The sequence below is a fragment of the Mycobacterium sp. pV006 genome (assembly GCF_041287115.1).
Classification (GTDB): Bacteria; Actinomycetota; Actinomycetes; order Mycobacteriales; family Mycobacteriaceae; genus Mycobacterium.
In genome coordinates this window covers 1-15,226 of sequence record NZ_JBGGKT010000011.1, presented here as the reverse complement: position 1 = coordinate 15,226, position 15,226 = coordinate 1, and the positions used below count along the sequence as shown (strand labels likewise).

The 15,226-nt window shown below is 66.5% G+C and carries 17 protein-coding genes; 16 read left to right on the top strand and 1 reads right to left on the bottom strand.

From position 1 onward, the window contains the following. Positions 1-127: 127 nt before the first annotated feature. The 15 genes from rpmE (at position 128) to ACAG25_RS17295 (ending at position 13,025) form a co-directional block, all read left to right on the top strand. Positions 128-367 (top strand): 50S ribosomal protein L31, encoded by a 240-nt coding sequence (rpmE, locus tag ACAG25_RS17365; protein WP_098006207.1) that lies wholly within the window; start codon positions 128-130, stop codon positions 365-367. A 75-nt stretch (positions 368-442) separates the two neighbouring features. After that, positions 443-1,516: a peptide chain release factor 1 gene (gene prfA / locus ACAG25_RS17360; RefSeq protein ID WP_370489710.1), complete on the top strand. Its 1,074-nt coding sequence runs from the start codon at positions 443-445 to the stop codon at positions 1,514-1,516. Between the two features lie 23 nt (positions 1,517-1,539). Next, a complete protein-coding gene (gene prmC, locus ACAG25_RS17355; protein WP_370489836.1) occupies positions 1,540-2,367 on the top strand; it encodes a peptide chain release factor N(5)-glutamine methyltransferase in 828 nt (275 codons plus the stop codon). A gap of 14 nt (positions 2,368-2,381) precedes the next feature. Continuing rightward, positions 2,382-3,044 carry an L-threonylcarbamoyladenylate synthase gene (locus ACAG25_RS17350; protein WP_370489709.1) on the top strand — a complete coding sequence of 221 codons (663 nt, stop codon included), beginning with the start codon at positions 2,382-2,384 and terminating at the stop codon, positions 3,042-3,044. A 32-nt stretch (positions 3,045-3,076) separates the two neighbouring features. Then, entirely contained in the window at positions 3,077-4,273 is a 1,197-nt protein-coding gene (locus ACAG25_RS17345) for a glycosyltransferase family 4 protein (RefSeq protein ID WP_370489835.1), read from the top strand. A gap of 257 nt (positions 4,274-4,530) precedes the next feature. Continuing rightward, positions 4,531-5,010 (top strand): ATP synthase subunit I, encoded by a 480-nt coding sequence (locus ACAG25_RS17340; RefSeq protein WP_370489708.1) that lies wholly within the window; start codon positions 4,531-4,533, stop codon positions 5,008-5,010. Positions 5,011-5,032: 22 nt separating this feature from the next. Next, positions 5,033-5,785, top strand: a complete 753-nt coding sequence (atpB, locus tag ACAG25_RS17335; protein WP_370489707.1) for a F0F1 ATP synthase subunit A — start codon at positions 5,033-5,035, stop codon at positions 5,783-5,785. Positions 5,786-5,886: 101 nt separating this feature from the next. Then, positions 5,887-6,132: a F0F1 ATP synthase subunit C gene (locus tag ACAG25_RS17330; RefSeq protein WP_126332965.1), complete on the top strand. Its 246-nt coding sequence runs from the start codon at positions 5,887-5,889 to the stop codon at positions 6,130-6,132. Between the two features lie 9 nt (positions 6,133-6,141). After that, entirely contained in the window at positions 6,142-6,657 is a 516-nt protein-coding gene (locus ACAG25_RS17325; protein ID WP_370489706.1) for a F0F1 ATP synthase subunit B, read from the top strand. Further along, positions 6,657-7,994 carry a F0F1 ATP synthase subunit B/delta gene (locus tag ACAG25_RS17320; protein ID WP_370489705.1) on the top strand — a complete coding sequence of 446 codons (1,338 nt, stop codon included), beginning with the start codon at positions 6,657-6,659 and terminating at the stop codon, positions 7,992-7,994. The genes ACAG25_RS17325 and ACAG25_RS17320 overlap by 1 nt, the downstream gene beginning before the upstream one ends. 59 nt (positions 7,995-8,053) lie before the next feature. Then, entirely contained in the window at positions 8,054-9,694 is a 1,641-nt protein-coding gene (gene atpA, locus ACAG25_RS17315) for a F0F1 ATP synthase subunit alpha (RefSeq protein WP_370489704.1), read from the top strand. Between the two features lie 36 nt (positions 9,695-9,730). Beyond that, positions 9,731-10,660 (top strand): F0F1 ATP synthase subunit gamma, encoded by a 930-nt coding sequence (locus ACAG25_RS17310; RefSeq protein WP_370489703.1) that lies wholly within the window; start codon positions 9,731-9,733, stop codon positions 10,658-10,660. Positions 10,661-10,700: 40 nt separating this feature from the next. Then, the gene (atpD, locus tag ACAG25_RS17305) at positions 10,701-12,134 is read left to right on the top strand and encodes a F0F1 ATP synthase subunit beta (protein ID WP_370489702.1); all 1,434 of its coding nucleotides are present in this window, start codon (positions 10,701-10,703) and stop codon (positions 12,132-12,134) included. Positions 12,135-12,206: 72 nt separating this feature from the next. Beyond that, positions 12,207-12,572, top strand: coding sequence for a F0F1 ATP synthase subunit epsilon (locus ACAG25_RS17300; protein WP_370489701.1), 366 nt, complete (start codon positions 12,207-12,209; stop codon positions 12,570-12,572). A gap of 6 nt (positions 12,573-12,578) precedes the next feature. Further along, positions 12,579-13,025, top strand: a complete 447-nt coding sequence (locus ACAG25_RS17295; protein WP_370489700.1) for a DUF2550 domain-containing protein — start codon at positions 12,579-12,581, stop codon at positions 13,023-13,025. Here ACAG25_RS17295 and ACAG25_RS17290 read toward each other — a convergent pair. Then, positions 13,019-13,594, bottom strand: coding sequence for a cob(I)yrinic acid a,c-diamide adenosyltransferase (locus ACAG25_RS17290; RefSeq protein ID WP_370489699.1), 576 nt, complete (start codon positions 13,592-13,594; stop codon positions 13,019-13,021). The genes ACAG25_RS17295 and ACAG25_RS17290 overlap by 7 nt on opposite strands. 81 nt (positions 13,595-13,675) lie before the next feature. On the opposite strand from ACAG25_RS17290, the gene murA reads away from it, so the two are divergent. Further along, entirely contained in the window at positions 13,676-14,929 is a 1,254-nt protein-coding gene (gene murA / locus ACAG25_RS17285) for a UDP-N-acetylglucosamine 1-carboxyvinyltransferase (RefSeq protein ID WP_370489698.1), read from the top strand. Positions 14,930-15,226 lie beyond the last annotated feature (297 nt).

Sequence of the window (15,226 nt, the reverse complement as noted above, 5' to 3'; positions counted from 1 at the left end):
TGCGCGTTTAGGCTGCTGGCGGTCGCACTGGCATAATGGTCCGCCGACACCTCGGTTCCGGTTCACGCCGCAATCTCTCGAATATTCGGAGGCGACCCGGGGCCCACGATCGAAGAGGGAACATCCAATGAAATCAGGTATCCATCCTGACTACGTCGAGACCACCGTGCTGTGTGGCTGCGGCGCCAGCTTCACCACCCGCAGCACCAAGAAGAGCGGCCAGATCACCGTCGAGGTCTGCTCGCAGTGCCACCCGTTCTACACCGGCAAGCAGAAGATCCTCGACAGCGGCGGCCGCGTCGCCCGCTTCGAGAAGCGCTACGGCAAGCGCTCGGCGGGCCAGAACAAGTCCGCAGACGACAAGTAGCCATCCGATCGGCGCCCGGCCTGACGCATTCCGCGCAGGGCGGGCGCTGTTTCGTCGGTACGACAAGGAGGCGGGGTGACCGACACCGCATCGGGGATCGACGCCGTCCTCGCCGAACACGCTGACCTGCAGCAGCGCATGGCCGATCCGGAATTGCACGCCGATCCGGGCGCCGCTCGCAAGGTGGGTCGCCGATTCGCGCAGATCTCGCCGATCGTCGCCACGCACAGCAAGCTCGAGGCGGCCCGCGGCGACCTCGAAGCCGCGCGCGAACTCGCCGCCGCCGACTCGTCGTTCGCCGCCGAGGTCGAGGAGCTCACCGCCACCGTCGCCGAACTGGAGACGCAACTGGCCGACCTGCTCGCGCCGCGCGACCCGCACGACGCCGACGACATCGTGCTCGAGGTGAAATCGGGGGAGGGCGGCGAGGAGTCCGCCCTGTTCGCCGCGGACCTGGCCCGCATGTACATCCGCTACGCGGAGCGGCGGGGCTGGACCGTGACCATCCTCGACGAAACGAGCTCCGATCTCGGCGGCTACAAAGACGCCACCCTCTCCATCCGCAGCAAGGGCGACTCGGCCGACGGTGTGTGGTCGCGGATGAAGTTCGAAGGCGGTGTGCACCGCGTCCAGCGGGTGCCGGTCACCGAATCCCAGGGCCGGGTCCACACCTCGGCCGCCGGGGTGCTCGTCTACCCCGAGCCCGAAGAGATCGAGGCCGTCCAGATCGACGAATCCGACCTACGGGTCGACGTCTACCGCAGTTCAGGGAAGGGCGGTCAGGGAGTCAATACCACCGACTCCGCGGTGCGTATCACCCACCTGCCCACCGGCATCGTCGTCACCTGCCAGAACGAGCGCTCGCAGCTGCAGAACAAGGCCCGTGCGCTGCAGGTGCTCGCGGCGCGGCTACAGGCGCTCGCCGAGGAGCAGGCCCAGGCCGACGCCTCGGCCGACCGGGCCAGCCAGATCCGCACCGTCGACCGCAGCGAACGCATCCGGACGTACAACTTCCCCGAGAACCGGATCGCCGACCACCGCATCAACTTCAAGGCGCACAACCTCGACCAGGTCCTCGACGGAGAGCTCGACCCGCTGTTCGACGCGCTGGCCGCTGCCGACCGGCAGACGCGGCTGCAGAGAACGTGACCGTGGCCCAGCGGCCGGCGACCATGCGTGAGGTCATCGACGCCGCAACCCGCGAGCTGACCGCCGCGGGAGTGGCGTCGCCGCGGGTGGACGCCGAACTCCTGGCCGCGCACGTCGCCGGAGTTCCTCGCGGACGTCTCGCCCTGACCGAGCCGGACGCCGAGCACGTCGAGCGTTACCGCGAACTCGTTGCGCGGCGCGCCCAACGCGTTCCGCTGCAACATCTCCTCGGCAGCACCGCGTTCGGTCCGGTGACCGTCGAGGTCGGGCCGGGGGTGTTCACTCCGCGGCCAGAGACCGAGGTCCTGCTCGACTGGGCGATGAAGCTGCCGCTGCCGGACGCGCCGGTGATCGTGGACCTGTGCACCGGCTCCGGCGCGTTGGCGCTCGCGCTTTCCGTGGCCTACCCCGCGGCCCGGGTGATCGCCGTCGACGACTCCGACGACGCCCTGGCCTACGCCCGCCGCAACGCGGCCGGCGCCCGCGTCGAACTGCTGCACGCCGACGTGACGCGCCCCGGCCTGCTCGCGGACCTGGACGGCCGGGTGGACCTGCTGGTCGCCAATCCGCCCTACATTCCCGACGGCGCCAGGCTGGAACCCGAAGTGGCGCAGCATGATCCGCAGCGCGCCCTGTTCGGCGGCCCGGACGGGATGGCGGTCATCGGACCCATCGTCGGCCACTCGGCCCGACTGCTGACGCCGGGCGGATTCTGCGCGGTGGAGCACGACGACACCACGGCCGAGGCCACTGTCGACGTCTTCCGACGACAGGGGCGGTTCGAGGCGATCACCTCGCGACACGATTGGACCGGCCGGCCCCGATTCGTGACCGCCGTGCGTGAACGGTGAGAGATTGGTGACCCATGGCTGACACCTACGACTGCTCCGACCCGGAGCAACGCAAGACCGGCATCGCGGCAGCCATCAGCGCGCTCAAGGGTGGTCGACTGGTGGTCATGCCCACCGACACCGTCTACGGCATCGGTGCCGACGCCTTCGACGGCGAAGCCGTGGCCGCGCTGCTGGAGGCCAAGGGACGTGGCCGCAACATGCCGGTCCCGGTACTGGTCGGTTCCTGGCACACGATCCAGGGCCTGGTCTACTCGGTGCCGCCGTCGGTCAAAGAACTGATCCGCGCGTTCTGGCCCGGCGCGCTGAGCCTCGTGGTGCACCAGGCGCCATCCCTGCAATGGGACCTGGGCGACGCGGACGGCACGGTGATGCTGCGCATGCCCCTGCACCCGGTGGCCATCGAACTTCTCCGCGAAGTCGGGCCGATGGCGGTGTCGAGCGCCAACATCTCCGGACACCCGGCGGCGGTCACCGCCGCCGCGGCGCGTGATCAACTCGGCGACCGGGTCGCCGTCTACCTCGACGGTGGCCCTGCCCAAGCTCAGGCCGCCTCGACCATCGTCGACCTGACCGGCGAGACACCACGCATCCTGCGGGAGGGGCCGGTGACCGCCGAGGCCATCGCCGATGTGCTGCGCGTCGACCCTGCGACCCTGCTGCCGCAGCCCGACTGAGTGCCGGGCGCGTGGATTACGGTGGCGCGGTGATGTTCTCCAGCCCCGTATCGGAGAGCGTGCTCGCGCTGTCGGACCGCGGTGCCGGTGTACCGCTGCGAGAACTGGCACTGGTCGGGCTGACCGCGGCGATCATCACCTACCTGGCCACCGGACTGGTCCGCGTGCTGGCGATGCGTTGGGGTGCGGTCGCCTATCCGCGTGAACGTGACGTCCACCTGCAGCCCACCCCGCGGATGGGCGGGCTGGCGATGTACGTCGGCGTCGTGGCGGCGGTCCTGCTGGCCTCCCAGCTACCGGCACTGACCCGCGGTTTCGTCTACTCGTCGGGCATGCCCGCGGTGGTGGTGGCCGGCGGCCTCATCATGGTCGTCGGACTCATCGACGACCGCTGGGGTCTGGACGCCCTGACCAAGTTCGCCGGCCAGATCACCGCCGCCAGCGTGCTGGTCACGATGGGGGTGGCCTGGAGTGTGCTCTACATCCCGTTCGGCGGGGTCGGCACCATTGTGCTCGACCAGGTCGCATCGATCCTGCTGACGCTGGCCCTGACCGTGGCGATCGTCAACGCGATGAACTTCGTCGACGGACTGGACGGCTTGGCGGCGGGGCTCGGGCTGATCACCGCCCTGGCCATCTGTCTGTTCTCCGTCGGCCTGCTCCGCGACCACGGTGGCGACGTGCTGTTCTACCCGCCGGCGGTGATTTCGGTGGTGTTGGCCGGCGCGTGTCTGGGCTTCCTGCCGCACAACTTCCACAAGGCCAAGATCTTCATGGGGGACTCCGGGTCGATGCTGATCGGCCTGATGTTGGCGGCCGCGTCGACGACGGCCGCCGGGCCGATCTCGCAGACCGCGTACGGGGTGCGTGACGTCTTCGCGTTGCTGTCGCCGTTCCTTCTGGTGGTCGCCGTGATGTTCGTGCCCGCCCTGGACATGCTGCTGGCGATCATCCGGCGCACCCGTGCGGGCCGCAGCCCGTTCAGTCCCGACAAGATGCACCTGCATCATCGGCTCCTCGAGATCGGGCACTCGCACCGACGCGTCGTGCTGCTCATCTATCTGTGGGTCGGGATCGCGGCGCTGGGAGCGGCGAGCTCGATCTTCTTCGATCCCCGGCACACCGCCGCGGTGATGGGAGCGGCCGTCGTCGTAGCCCTCGTCGTGACGTTGATACCGCTGCTCGGCCGCCGCGACGATGCAGGCCGGGGGGTATACGACGAGAAGTAGTAGGCCCTCTTTTGTGCCCTGTTCCGTGTGTTAGGGTTCAATAAGAACCCCGACCGACCTCGCGGGTTTCCGTTCTCGGGCCATCGGCTCCGCCGAACCCGAACGGAACAAAGATAGACAGTTCGACCGATCACAGGGAGCTACCCCTTGGGTGATTCCAGTGCGCCTGCCGCCCTCCGCTACGCTACGGGCGCCACGCACCGAAACGCCGGGGCAGCTCTCACAACACATGACGACCGCGGGATCGAGGTGAAGCCGTGACGACGCCAGCGCACGACGCGCCGTTGGTGTTTCCGTCCGTCGCTTTCCGACCCGTCATGTTGTCTGCGGTGTGCGCCGCCATCGCGGGCGTCGCGTGTGTCGCCGCCGCCCTGTTGGGTCACCCGTTGTTCGGAGTGTTCTTCGCCATCGGTCTGGCGCTCGGCCTGACCAACGCCCTGCTCGTCCGCCGCAGCGTGCAGGCCATCACGGCCAGCGATCATCCGCTGAAGAGCAAGATGGCCCTGAACTCCGCGACCCGCCTCATGGTGATCACCGTGATCGGTCTCAGCATCGCCTTCTACTTCCGACCGCAGGGGTTGGGCGTGCTGTTCGGTTTGGCATTATTTCAGGTGATTCTCGTACTGAGCACGTCGTTACCGGTTCTGAAGAAGCTGCGGGCCGGCGACGACGAGGCATCAGCCGATCCCACGACACCCAGTTCCACGCACTCCGCAACGACTTTCAACGACGGTTAAGCATCGAAGGATCAATCCACAGATGAGTGAACAAATCCTGGCGCTCCAGGTCGGCCACCACACCGAGCAGGAGTGGTTCGGCATGACGGTCAACGTCGACACCGTCCTGTCGACGGCGATCGCAGCGGCCGTGGTGTTGGCCTTGGCGTTCTACCTCCGGGCGAAGGTCACCTCGACCGGTGTGCCCGGCGGTGTCCAGCTGTTCTTCGAGACTGTGACCATCCAGTTCCGCAACCAGGTCGAGAGCGCGATCGGCATGAGGGTCGCACCGTTCGTGCTCCCCCTGGCGGTGAGCCTCTTCGTGTTTATCCTGATCGCCAACTGGATCGCGGTGCTGCCGGTGCAGTACACGGGTAGCGACGGCATGGAGCACGAGCTCCTCAAACCGCCGGCAGCCGACGTGAACTTCGTCTTCGCGCTCGCCGCGTTCGTCTTCATCGCCTACCACGCGGCCGGCGTCTGGCGGCGCGGCATCCTGGGCCATCCGAAGCGTCTGCTCAAGGGCCACGTCGCGTTCCTGGCGCCGATCAACCTGGTCGAGGAGATCGCCAAGCCGATCTCGCTGTCCTTGCGACTCTTCGGCAACATCTTCGCCGGCAGCATCATGATCGGTCTGATCGCGATGTTCCCCGCCTGGATCCTGTGGGCCCCCAACGCCATCTGGAAGGCGTTCGACCTGTTCATCGGACTCATCCAGGCCTTCATCTTCTCGCTGCTGACCATCTTGTACTTCGGACAGTCGATGGAACTCGAGCATGAGGATGACCATCACTAGCGAGACCGCGGTCGCAACCGACCGCTGACCAACGACATCGGTTCGTAAGAAGCACGCAGACCCTGGTAGGCATCTCTGCCAGATATCAAGGAGGACAAGGAATGGATCCCACAATCGCTGCCGGCGCGCTCATTGGCGGCGGGCTCATCATGGCCGGTGGCGCCATCGGCGCCGGTATCGGTAACGGTGTGGCCGGTAACGCGCTCATCTCGGGCATCGCTCGCCAGCCGGAAGCACAGGGTCGGCTCTTCACGCCGTTCTTCATCACCGTCGGTCTGGTCGAGGCGGCGTACTTCATCAACCTGGCGTTCATGGCGCTGTTCGTCTTCGCCACCCCCGTCGGCTAATTCAGCGACATGGGTGAACTGACCGCAGCCGTCCTGGCAGCCCCGGCTGCCGACGAGAGCGAGGGGACCGGCAACTTCCTGCTGCCCAACGGCACCTTCTTCGTGGTGCTGTTGATCTTCCTCGTCGTTCTCGCCGTGATCGCCAAGTGGGTCGTGCCGCCGGTGAGCAAGGTCCTGGCCGAACGCGAGGCCATGCTCGCCAAGACCGCTGCCGACAACCGAGAGGCTGCCAAGCAACTCGACGCGGCCCAGGAGGACTACAACAAGGCGATGGCGGGTGCGCGCAGTGAAGCCGCCGCAATCCGTGACGAAGCTCGGGCCGAAGGTCGCCAGGTAGTGGACCAGGCCAGAGCCGAGGCGGGCGGAGAAGTCTCGAACCAATTGCAGTCCGCCAACGCGACTCTGGACCAGACCGCTGCGACCACCTCGACTCAACTCGAGTCGTCGGTCGACGATCTGTCCAAGACGTTGGCCAGCCGCATCCTTGGTGTCGATGTCAACGGCACCTCGAGCGAGAGGCGCTGATGTCGACGTTCATCGGGAACCTGGTCGGGTTCGCCATCATCGGTTTCTTGCTGTGGAAGTACGTCGTTCCGCTGGTGAAGCGAATGATGGAAACGCAGCAGGAGGCGGTTCGCGTGGCCCTCGAGGAGAGCAAGGCGGCCGCCGAGAAGCTGGCCAACGCCGACCAGATGCACCAGAAGGCACTCGAGGAAGCCAAATCCGAGGCCGCTCAGGTCAAGGAGGAGGCGCAGTCGGACTCGAAGCGCATCGTCGAGCAGCTGCGCTCGCAGGCCGCCGTCGAGGCGGAACGGATCAAGGCGCAGGGCCAGCAGCAGGTCGAACTGCTCCGGCAGCAGACCATCCGAGGACTCCGTCAGAACCTCGGCCTGCAGTCGGTCCAGAAGGCCGAGGACATCGTCCGCGACTACGTCTCGGATCCGGCCGCGCAGTCGTCGACCGTCGACCGCTTCCTCGATCAGCTCAACGAGATGGCGCCCTCCCCGGCGGTTCTCGAGTCGGGGGCCTCGCTCAATCTGCGTGCCGCCAGTCGCGAAGCCCTCGGCGAGGTCGTCAAGCAGTTCGAGTCCGACGCCGACGGCGCTGACGCCGCCACCCTGAGCACCGTCGCCGACGACCTCACCGGGATCGCGAAGGTTCTGCTCAAGGAATCGGCGCTCAACAAGCACCTCGCGGAGCCGGCAGACGAGTCGTCGGCCAAGGTGCGCCTGGTCGAGCGTCTGTTCGACGGCAAGGTCGACGCCAAGAGCCTGGAACTGCTGAAGACGGCTGTGGCCCAGCGTTGGTCGGTCACGGAAAACCTGGTCGATGCGCTCGAGCACGTGGCGCGGTTGGCCCTGCTGGTCCGCGCCGAGCGCGACAACCAAGCAGAGGAAGTCGAAGAGCAGCTGTTCCGGTTCGGCCGGGTGCTCGACAACGAATCCCGGCTCAGCCGGCTGCTGTCGGACACCACCGTCGACGCCGAGCAGCGGATCGGCCTGCTGGACAAGGTGCTCCAGAGCGGCGGTGGTGTCAACGAGACCACGTCGGCGCTGCTGAAGCAGACCGTCGAGCTGCTGCGCGGCCAGAACGCCGACGCGGCGGTCAACGATCTGGCCGAGTTGGCGGTGGCGCGGCGCGGTGAAGCCGTCGCACAGGTCACCGCGGCAGCCGAACTGTCCGACGAACAACGCACGCGGCTGACCGAGGTGCTCAGCCGTATCTACGGGACCGACGTGTCGGTCCAGCTCGACGTCGATCCCGATCTGCTCGGCGGCCTCCTCATCACCGTCGGCGACGAGGTCATCGACGGATCCATTTCCTCCCGGTTGGCCGCAGCCCGCGCAGGGCTGCCGGACTGAACACGCCGGACTCCGAGAACCAAGCAACGAGAAACACACAGGCAGGAAGACGAAAAGCCATGGCAGAGTTGACAATCTCGGCTTCTGACATCGAAGGGGCGATCGAGGACTACGTCTCCTCCTTCTCCGCGGAGTCCGACCGAGAAGAAATTGGTGTCGTCGTCGACGCCGGCGACGGTATCGCCCACATCGAGGGCCTGCCCTCGGTCATGACCCAGGAACTGCTCGAGTTCCCGGGCGGCGTCCTCGGTGTCGCGCTGAACCTCGACGAACACGAGGTCGGTGCGGTCATCCTGGGCGACTTCGAGAAGATCGAAGAAGGCCAGCAGGTCAAGCGCACCGGTGAGGTGCTCTCGGTCCCGGTCGGCGACGCGTTCCTCGGGCGCGTCGTCAACCCCCTCGGCCAGCCGATCGACGGCCAGGGCGACATCGAGACCGACACCCGTCGCGCACTGGAGCTCCAGGCACCGTCGGTGGTTCAGCGCCAAGGCGTTTCGGAGCCGCTGCAGACCGGCATCAAGGCGATCGACAGCCAGACCCCGATCGGGCGCGGTCAGCGCCAGCTGATCATCGGCGACCGCAAGACCGGCAAGACCGCCGTCGCCGTGGACACCATCCTCAACCAGCGTCAGGCATGGGAGACGGGTGACCCCAAGCAGCAGGTGCGCTGCGTCTACGTCGCGATCGGCCAGAAGGGCACCACGATCGCGTCGGTGAAGCGGGCTCTCGAAGAGGGCGGCGCGATGGAGTACACCACCATCGTCGCGGCTCCGGCCTCCGACGCCGCCGGCTTCAAGTGGCTGGCCCCGTACACCGGTTCGGCCATCGGTCAGCACTGGATGTACGACGGCAAGCACGTGCTGATCGTGTTCGACGACCTGACCAAGCAGGCCGACGCCTACCGCGCCATCTCGCTGCTGCTGCGCCGCCCGCCGGGCCGCGAGGCGTTCCCGGGTGACGTGTTCTACCTGCACTCGCGTCTGCTGGAGCGTTGCGCGAAGCTTTCCGACGAGCTCGGTGGCGGTTCGATGACGGGCCTGCCGATCATCGAGACCAAGGCCAACGACATCTCGGCGTTCATCCCGACCAACGTCATCTCGATCACCGACGGCCAGTGCTTCCTGGAGTCCGACCTGTTCAACCAGGGTGTGCGCCCGGCCATCAACGTCGGTGTGTCGGTGTCGCGCGTCGGTGGCGCCGCTCAGATCAAGGCCATGAAAGAGGTCGCCGGGTCGCTGCGTCTGGAACTGTCGCAGTACCGCGAGCTCGAGTCGTTCGCGGCGTTCGCCTCGGACCTCGATGCCGCTTCGAAGGCGCAGCTGGACCGTGGTGCACGCCTGGTCGAGCTGCTCAAGCAGCCGCAGTACACCCCGTTCCCGGTCGAGGAGCAGGTTGTGTCGATCTTCCTCGGCACCGGCGGTCATCTCGATTCGGTTCCGGTGGAGGATGTCTCGCGCTTCGAGGCGGACCTGCTCGAGCACATCCGCGGCTCGCACGGCGAGATCCTGCAGGACATCCGCGAGTCCAAGAAGTTCTCTGAGGAGAACGAGGAGAAGCTCGTGAAGGTCATCAACGACTTCAAGAAGGGCTTCTCGGCGTCTGACGGCAGCTCCGTTGCGGTCGATCCCAAGGCTGAGGCCATGGACGAAGAGGACGTCGAGAAGGAGTCCGTCAAGGTTCGCAAGCCGGCGGCGAAGTAGTCGGACGGAACAGGTACTGGAGGGCTGGAGAGCTAGATGGCTGCAACACTGCGCGAGCTTCGCGGGCGCATCCGTTCCGCCGGGTCGATCAAGAAGATCACCAAGGCGCAAGAACTGATCGCGACCTCGCGAATCTCGAAGGCGCAGGCCAGGGTCGAGGCGGCTCGGCCTTACAGCACCGAGATCACCAACATGCTCACCGAGCTCGCCAGCGCGAGCGCGCTGGATCACCCGTTGCTCGTGGAGCGGGAGAACCGGAAGCGGGCCGGTGTGTTGGTGGTGTCGTCGGACCGTGGGCTCTGTGGCGCCTACAACGCCAACGTGTTGCGGCAGTCCGAGGAGCTCTTCTCGCTGCTGCGCGAAGAGGGCAAGGAACCGGTTCTCTACGTCGTCGGCCGGAAAGCGTTGGGTTACTTCAGCTTCCGTCAGCGCGAGGTCGTCGAGTCGTGGACCGGTTTCTCCGAGCGTCCCAGCTACGAGAACGCGCGGGAGATCGCCGACACCTTGGTGACGGCGTTCATGTCCGGAGCCGACGACGAGGGCGATGACGCCGGAGCCGACGGCATCCTCGGTGTCGACGAACTGCACATCGTCTTCACCGAGTTCCGGTCGATGCTCTCGCAGGTGGTGGCCGCCCGGCGGATCGCGCCGATGGTCGTCGAGTACGTCGAGGACGAGACGCCGGCCGACGGCCCGCAGACGTTGTTCTCGTTCGAGCCCGACGCCGAGACGCTGTTCGGCGAACTGCTTCCCCGCTACGTCGCCACCCGCGTGTACGCCGCGCTGCTCGAGGCCGCTGCCTCGGAGTCCGCGTCGCGACGCCGGGCCATGAAGTCGGCCACCGACAACGCCGACGAACTGATCAAGTCCCTGACGCTCGCGGCCAACCGCGAACGCCAGGCCCAGATCACCCAGGAAATCAGCGAGATCGTCGGCGGCGCCAACGCGCTCGCCGACGCCAAGTGACCTTCAGCAGTACGCCCCGTTAGGAAGCGAAGAAACAATCATGAGTGCACCAGCAGAAGCCAAGGAGACCACCGGCCGCGTGGTCCGTATCACCGGCCCGGTCGTCGACGTCGAGTTCCCGCGTGGCTCCGTCCCGGAGCTGTTCAACGCGCTGCACGCCGACATCTCCTACAAGGAGCTGTCCAAGACCCTGACGCTGGAGGTGGCTCAGCACCTCGGGGACAACCTGGTCCGGACCATCTCGATGCAGCCCACCGACGGTCTGGTGCGCGGCGTCGAGGTCACCGACACCGGCCGGTCGATCTCGGTGCCCGTCGGCGACGGCGTCAAGGGTCACGTGTTCAACGCCCTCGGCGACTGCCTCGACGAGCCCGGCTACGGCAAGGACTTCGAGCACTGGTCGATCCACCGCAAGCCGCCGGCCTTCTCCGACCTCGAGCCCCGTACCGAGATGCTGGAGACCGGTCTGAAGGTCGTCGACCTGCTGACCCCGTACGTGCGCGGCGGCAAGATCGCCCTGTTCGGCGGCGCCGGCGTGGGCAAGACGGTGCTCATCCAGGAGATGATCAACCGTATCGCCCGTAACTTCGGTGGTACCTCGGTGTTCGCCGGCGTCGGTGAGCGCACCCGTGAGGGCAACGACCTGTGGGTCGAACTCGAGGACGCCAACGTGCTCAAGGACACCGCCCTGGTGTTCGGTCAGATGGACGAGCCGCCGGGCACCCGTATGCGCGTCGCCCTGTCGGCGCTGACGATGGCGGAGTACTTCCGCGACGAGCAGGGCCAGGACGTGCTGCTGTTCATCGACAACATCTTCCGCTTCACGCAGGCCGGCTCGGAGGTCTCGACGCTGCTCGGTCGTATGCCGTCCGCGGTGGGCTACCAGCCCACCCTGGCCGACGAGATGGGTGAGCTCCAGGAGCGCATCACCTCGACCCGCGGTAAGTCGATCACCTCGATGCAGGCCGTGTACGTGCCCGCCGACGACTACACCGACCCGGCTCCGGCGACCACGTTCGCCCACCTCGACGCGACCACCGAGCTCTCTCGTTCGGTGTTCTCGAAGGGCATCTTCCCCGCGGTGGACCCGCTGGCGTCGAGCTCGACGATCCTCGACCCGGCCGTGGTCGGCGACGAGCACTACCGCGTCGCGCAGGAAGTCATCCGGATTCTGCAGCGTTACAAGGACCTCCAGGACATCATCGCCATCCTCGGTATCGACGAGCTCGCCGAAGAGGACAAGCAGTTGGTGAACCGGGCGCGCCGCATCGAGCGCTTCCTGAGCCAGAACATGATGGCCGCCGAGCAGTTCACCGGCCAGCCCGGCTCCACGGTGCCGCTTAAGGAGACCATCGAGGCGTTCGACAAGCTCACCAAGGGCGAGTTCGACCACCTGCCCGAGCAGGCATTCTTCCTCATCGGTGGGCTCGACGACCTCGCCAAGAAGGCTGAAAGCCTCGGCGCGAAGCTGTGATCGACGAGGTTAATTTCGCGCCGGCGATGAGCGCTTGCGCGAAGAGCATCGGGTTGAGAGAGGTGGTGTGACATGGCGGAGATGAACGTCGAGATCGTCGCCGTGGAACGTGAGCTGTGGCAGGGCGAAGCCACGTTCGTGTTCACCCGCACCACGGCCGGCGAGATCGGGATCCTGCCGCGGCACATCCCGCTCGTCGCGCAGCTGGTCGACGACGCGATGGTGCGCGTCGAGCGGGAAGGCGAGGACGACCTGCGCATCGCAGTCGACGGGGGATTCCTGTCGGTCACCGAGGATGCGGTCCGCATCCTCGTGGAGAACGCGCAGTTCGAGAACGAGATCAACGCCGACGAGGCCAAGCAGGACGCGGAGTCCGACGACGAGCGGACCGCGGCGTGGGGTCGCGCGCGCCTGCGCGCCCTGGGGCAACTGGACTGACCCGCGATGAGCGCGTCCATGCAACTCATGGTCGCGCTCGTCGCCGTCCTCGCACTGTTGGTCGCGGTGCTCGGCTATCGGCTGTGGAAGCTGCGTCAGGTCGGGGGCACCGCGGCGATTTTGCGGGACTATCCGGCGGTCGGCGGTCAGGGCTGGCGCCACGGGGTCATGCGGTACCGCGGCGGCGAAGCCGAGTTCTATCGACTCTCCAGCCTGCGCTGGTGGCCTGATCGGACCTTGAGCCGCCGCGGCCTCGAGATCGTGTCGCGTCGGTCGCCCCGCGGCGACGAGTTCGACATCATGACCGACGAGATCGTGATCCTCGAACTCCGGGACACCGGTCCGGAACGCGGCCGGGGCTATGAGATCGCGCTCGATCGCGGTGCCTTGACCGCCTTCACCTCGTGGCTGGAGTCGCGGCCGTCACCACGGGCGCGTCGGCGAAGTTACTGAGCGCCGCCCCCCGGCTTCCAGAGCACGTCCCCGTCGGGATTGGCGACCCGCGACAAGATGAACAACAGGTCCGAGAGCCTGTTCAGGTATCTCGCGGGCAGGACGCTGACGGTCTCACCGTGGGTCTGCACCGCGGACCAGGCCGAACGTTCGGCTCTCCGAGCGACGGTCCGAGCGACATGCAGCAGGGCCGACAGCGTCGTCCCGCCGGGCAACACGAACGAGTTGAGGGCCGGCAGCCCCTCGTTGAATTCGTCGCACCAGCGTTCCAGCCGGTCGATGTAGCTCTGCTGGATGCGCAGTGGGGGATGTTCGGGGTTCTCCACCACCGGTGTCGACAGATCGGCACCCGCGTCGAACAGGTCGTTCTGGATCTGCCGAAGCACCTCGGTGAGGCGATCGTCGGCGTTGCCGAGCGCGAGTGCGACACCGATGGCGGCGTTCGTTTCGTCACAGTCGGCGTAGGCCGTCAACCGCGCATCGTTCTTGGAAACCCGGCTGAAATCGCTGAGTCCCGTGGACCCATCGTCGCCGGTCCGGGTATATATCCGAGTCAGGTGCACAGCCATGCCCAAACCGTACGGGACGTAGTCTGAGAGTCGCGGCTCGGGAGACTGACATGGGCAGGGCCGCTGTTTACACTGACCGACGTGAGCGAGCATTTCGTGGTGACCGGCGGTTGCCGGTTATCGGGCGAAGTTGCTGTCGGCGGCGCCAAGAACAGTGTGCTGAAGCTGATGGCGGCGGCGCTGCTCGCTGAGGGAACCAGCACGATCACCAACTGCCCCGACATCCTCGATGTTCCGCTGATGGCCGAGGTGTTGCGAGGACTCGGGGCGACCGTCGAACTCGACGGCGACGTCGTCCGGATCACCTCGCCCGACGAACCGAAGTACGACGCCGACTTCGCTGCGGTGCGCCAGTTCCGCGCATCGGTCTGCGTCCTCGGGCCGTTGGTCGGCCGGTGCAAGAGGGCCAAGGTCGCGTTGCCCGGTGGCGATGCCATCGGGTCGCGTCCCCTGGACATGCATCAGGCGGGACTGCGGCAGTTGGGTGCGCGCTGCACGATCGAGCACGGCTGCGTGGTGGCCGAGGCCGATCACCTGCGCGGCGCGGAAATCCAGCTGGAGTTCCCGTCGGTCGGGGCCACAGAGAACATCCTGATGGCCGCGGTGCTCGCCGAAGGCGTCACGACCATCCACAACGCGGCGCGGGAACCCGACGTCGTCGACCTCTGCACGATGCTCAACCAAATGGGTGCACAGGTCACCGGGGCCGGCTCGTCGACCCTGACGATCACCGGAGTCGACCGGCTGTATCCGACCGAGCACCGGGTGATCGGCGACCGGATCGTCGCAGCCACGTGGGGCATCGCTGCGGCGATGACCCGCGGGGACGTCTCCGTAACCGGGGTCGATCCGGCCCACCTGCAGTTGGTGTTGCACAAACTGCATGACGCCGGCGCCACCGTCACCCAGAGTGACGACGGTTTCCGGGTGGTCCAGTACGAGCGGCCCAAGGCGGTCAACGTCGCGACCCTGCCGTTCCCCGGATTCCCGACCGACCTGCAGCCGATGGCCATCGGCCTGGCGGCCGTCGCGGACGGTACGTCGATGATCACCGAGAACGTTTTCGAGGCGCGTTTCCGCTTCGTCGAAGAGATGATCCGACTCGGCGCCGACGCTCGGACCGATGGCCACCATGCGGTGGTTCGGGGCATCCCGCAGCTGTCGAGTGCACCTGTGTGGTCGTCGGACATCCGCGCGGGTGCCGGCCTGGTGTTGGCGGGCCTCGTCGCCGACGGGGAGACCGAGGTGCACGACGTGTTCCACATCGACCGCGGCTACCCGAAGTTCGTCGAGAATCTCGTCAGTTTGGGTGCGGAAGTCGAGCGAGTCACGTAGACTTGAAGGTCCGAAACCGGCTGTGACCAGGGAATTTGGGCTTACTGCGGATTCGTGCGTAGTATCTTCCAACAGAAGCCCACGGCCCCGGTCGAGAGATTCGGCGGACGAGGTTTGACCTCCCTGGCCACATGAAGTACAGTGGCAGGGTTGCCTGAAACCGGGTGTGTTGTTTGAGAACTCAATAGTGTGTTTGGTGGTTTTTGTTTGTTGTTTTGTTGCCGCGCCTCTTTTTCCCGTTTAGGGGTGTGGTTTTTTTGATGCCAGTTTTGGTGTCTTTTGTTTGGTCAAATTTGT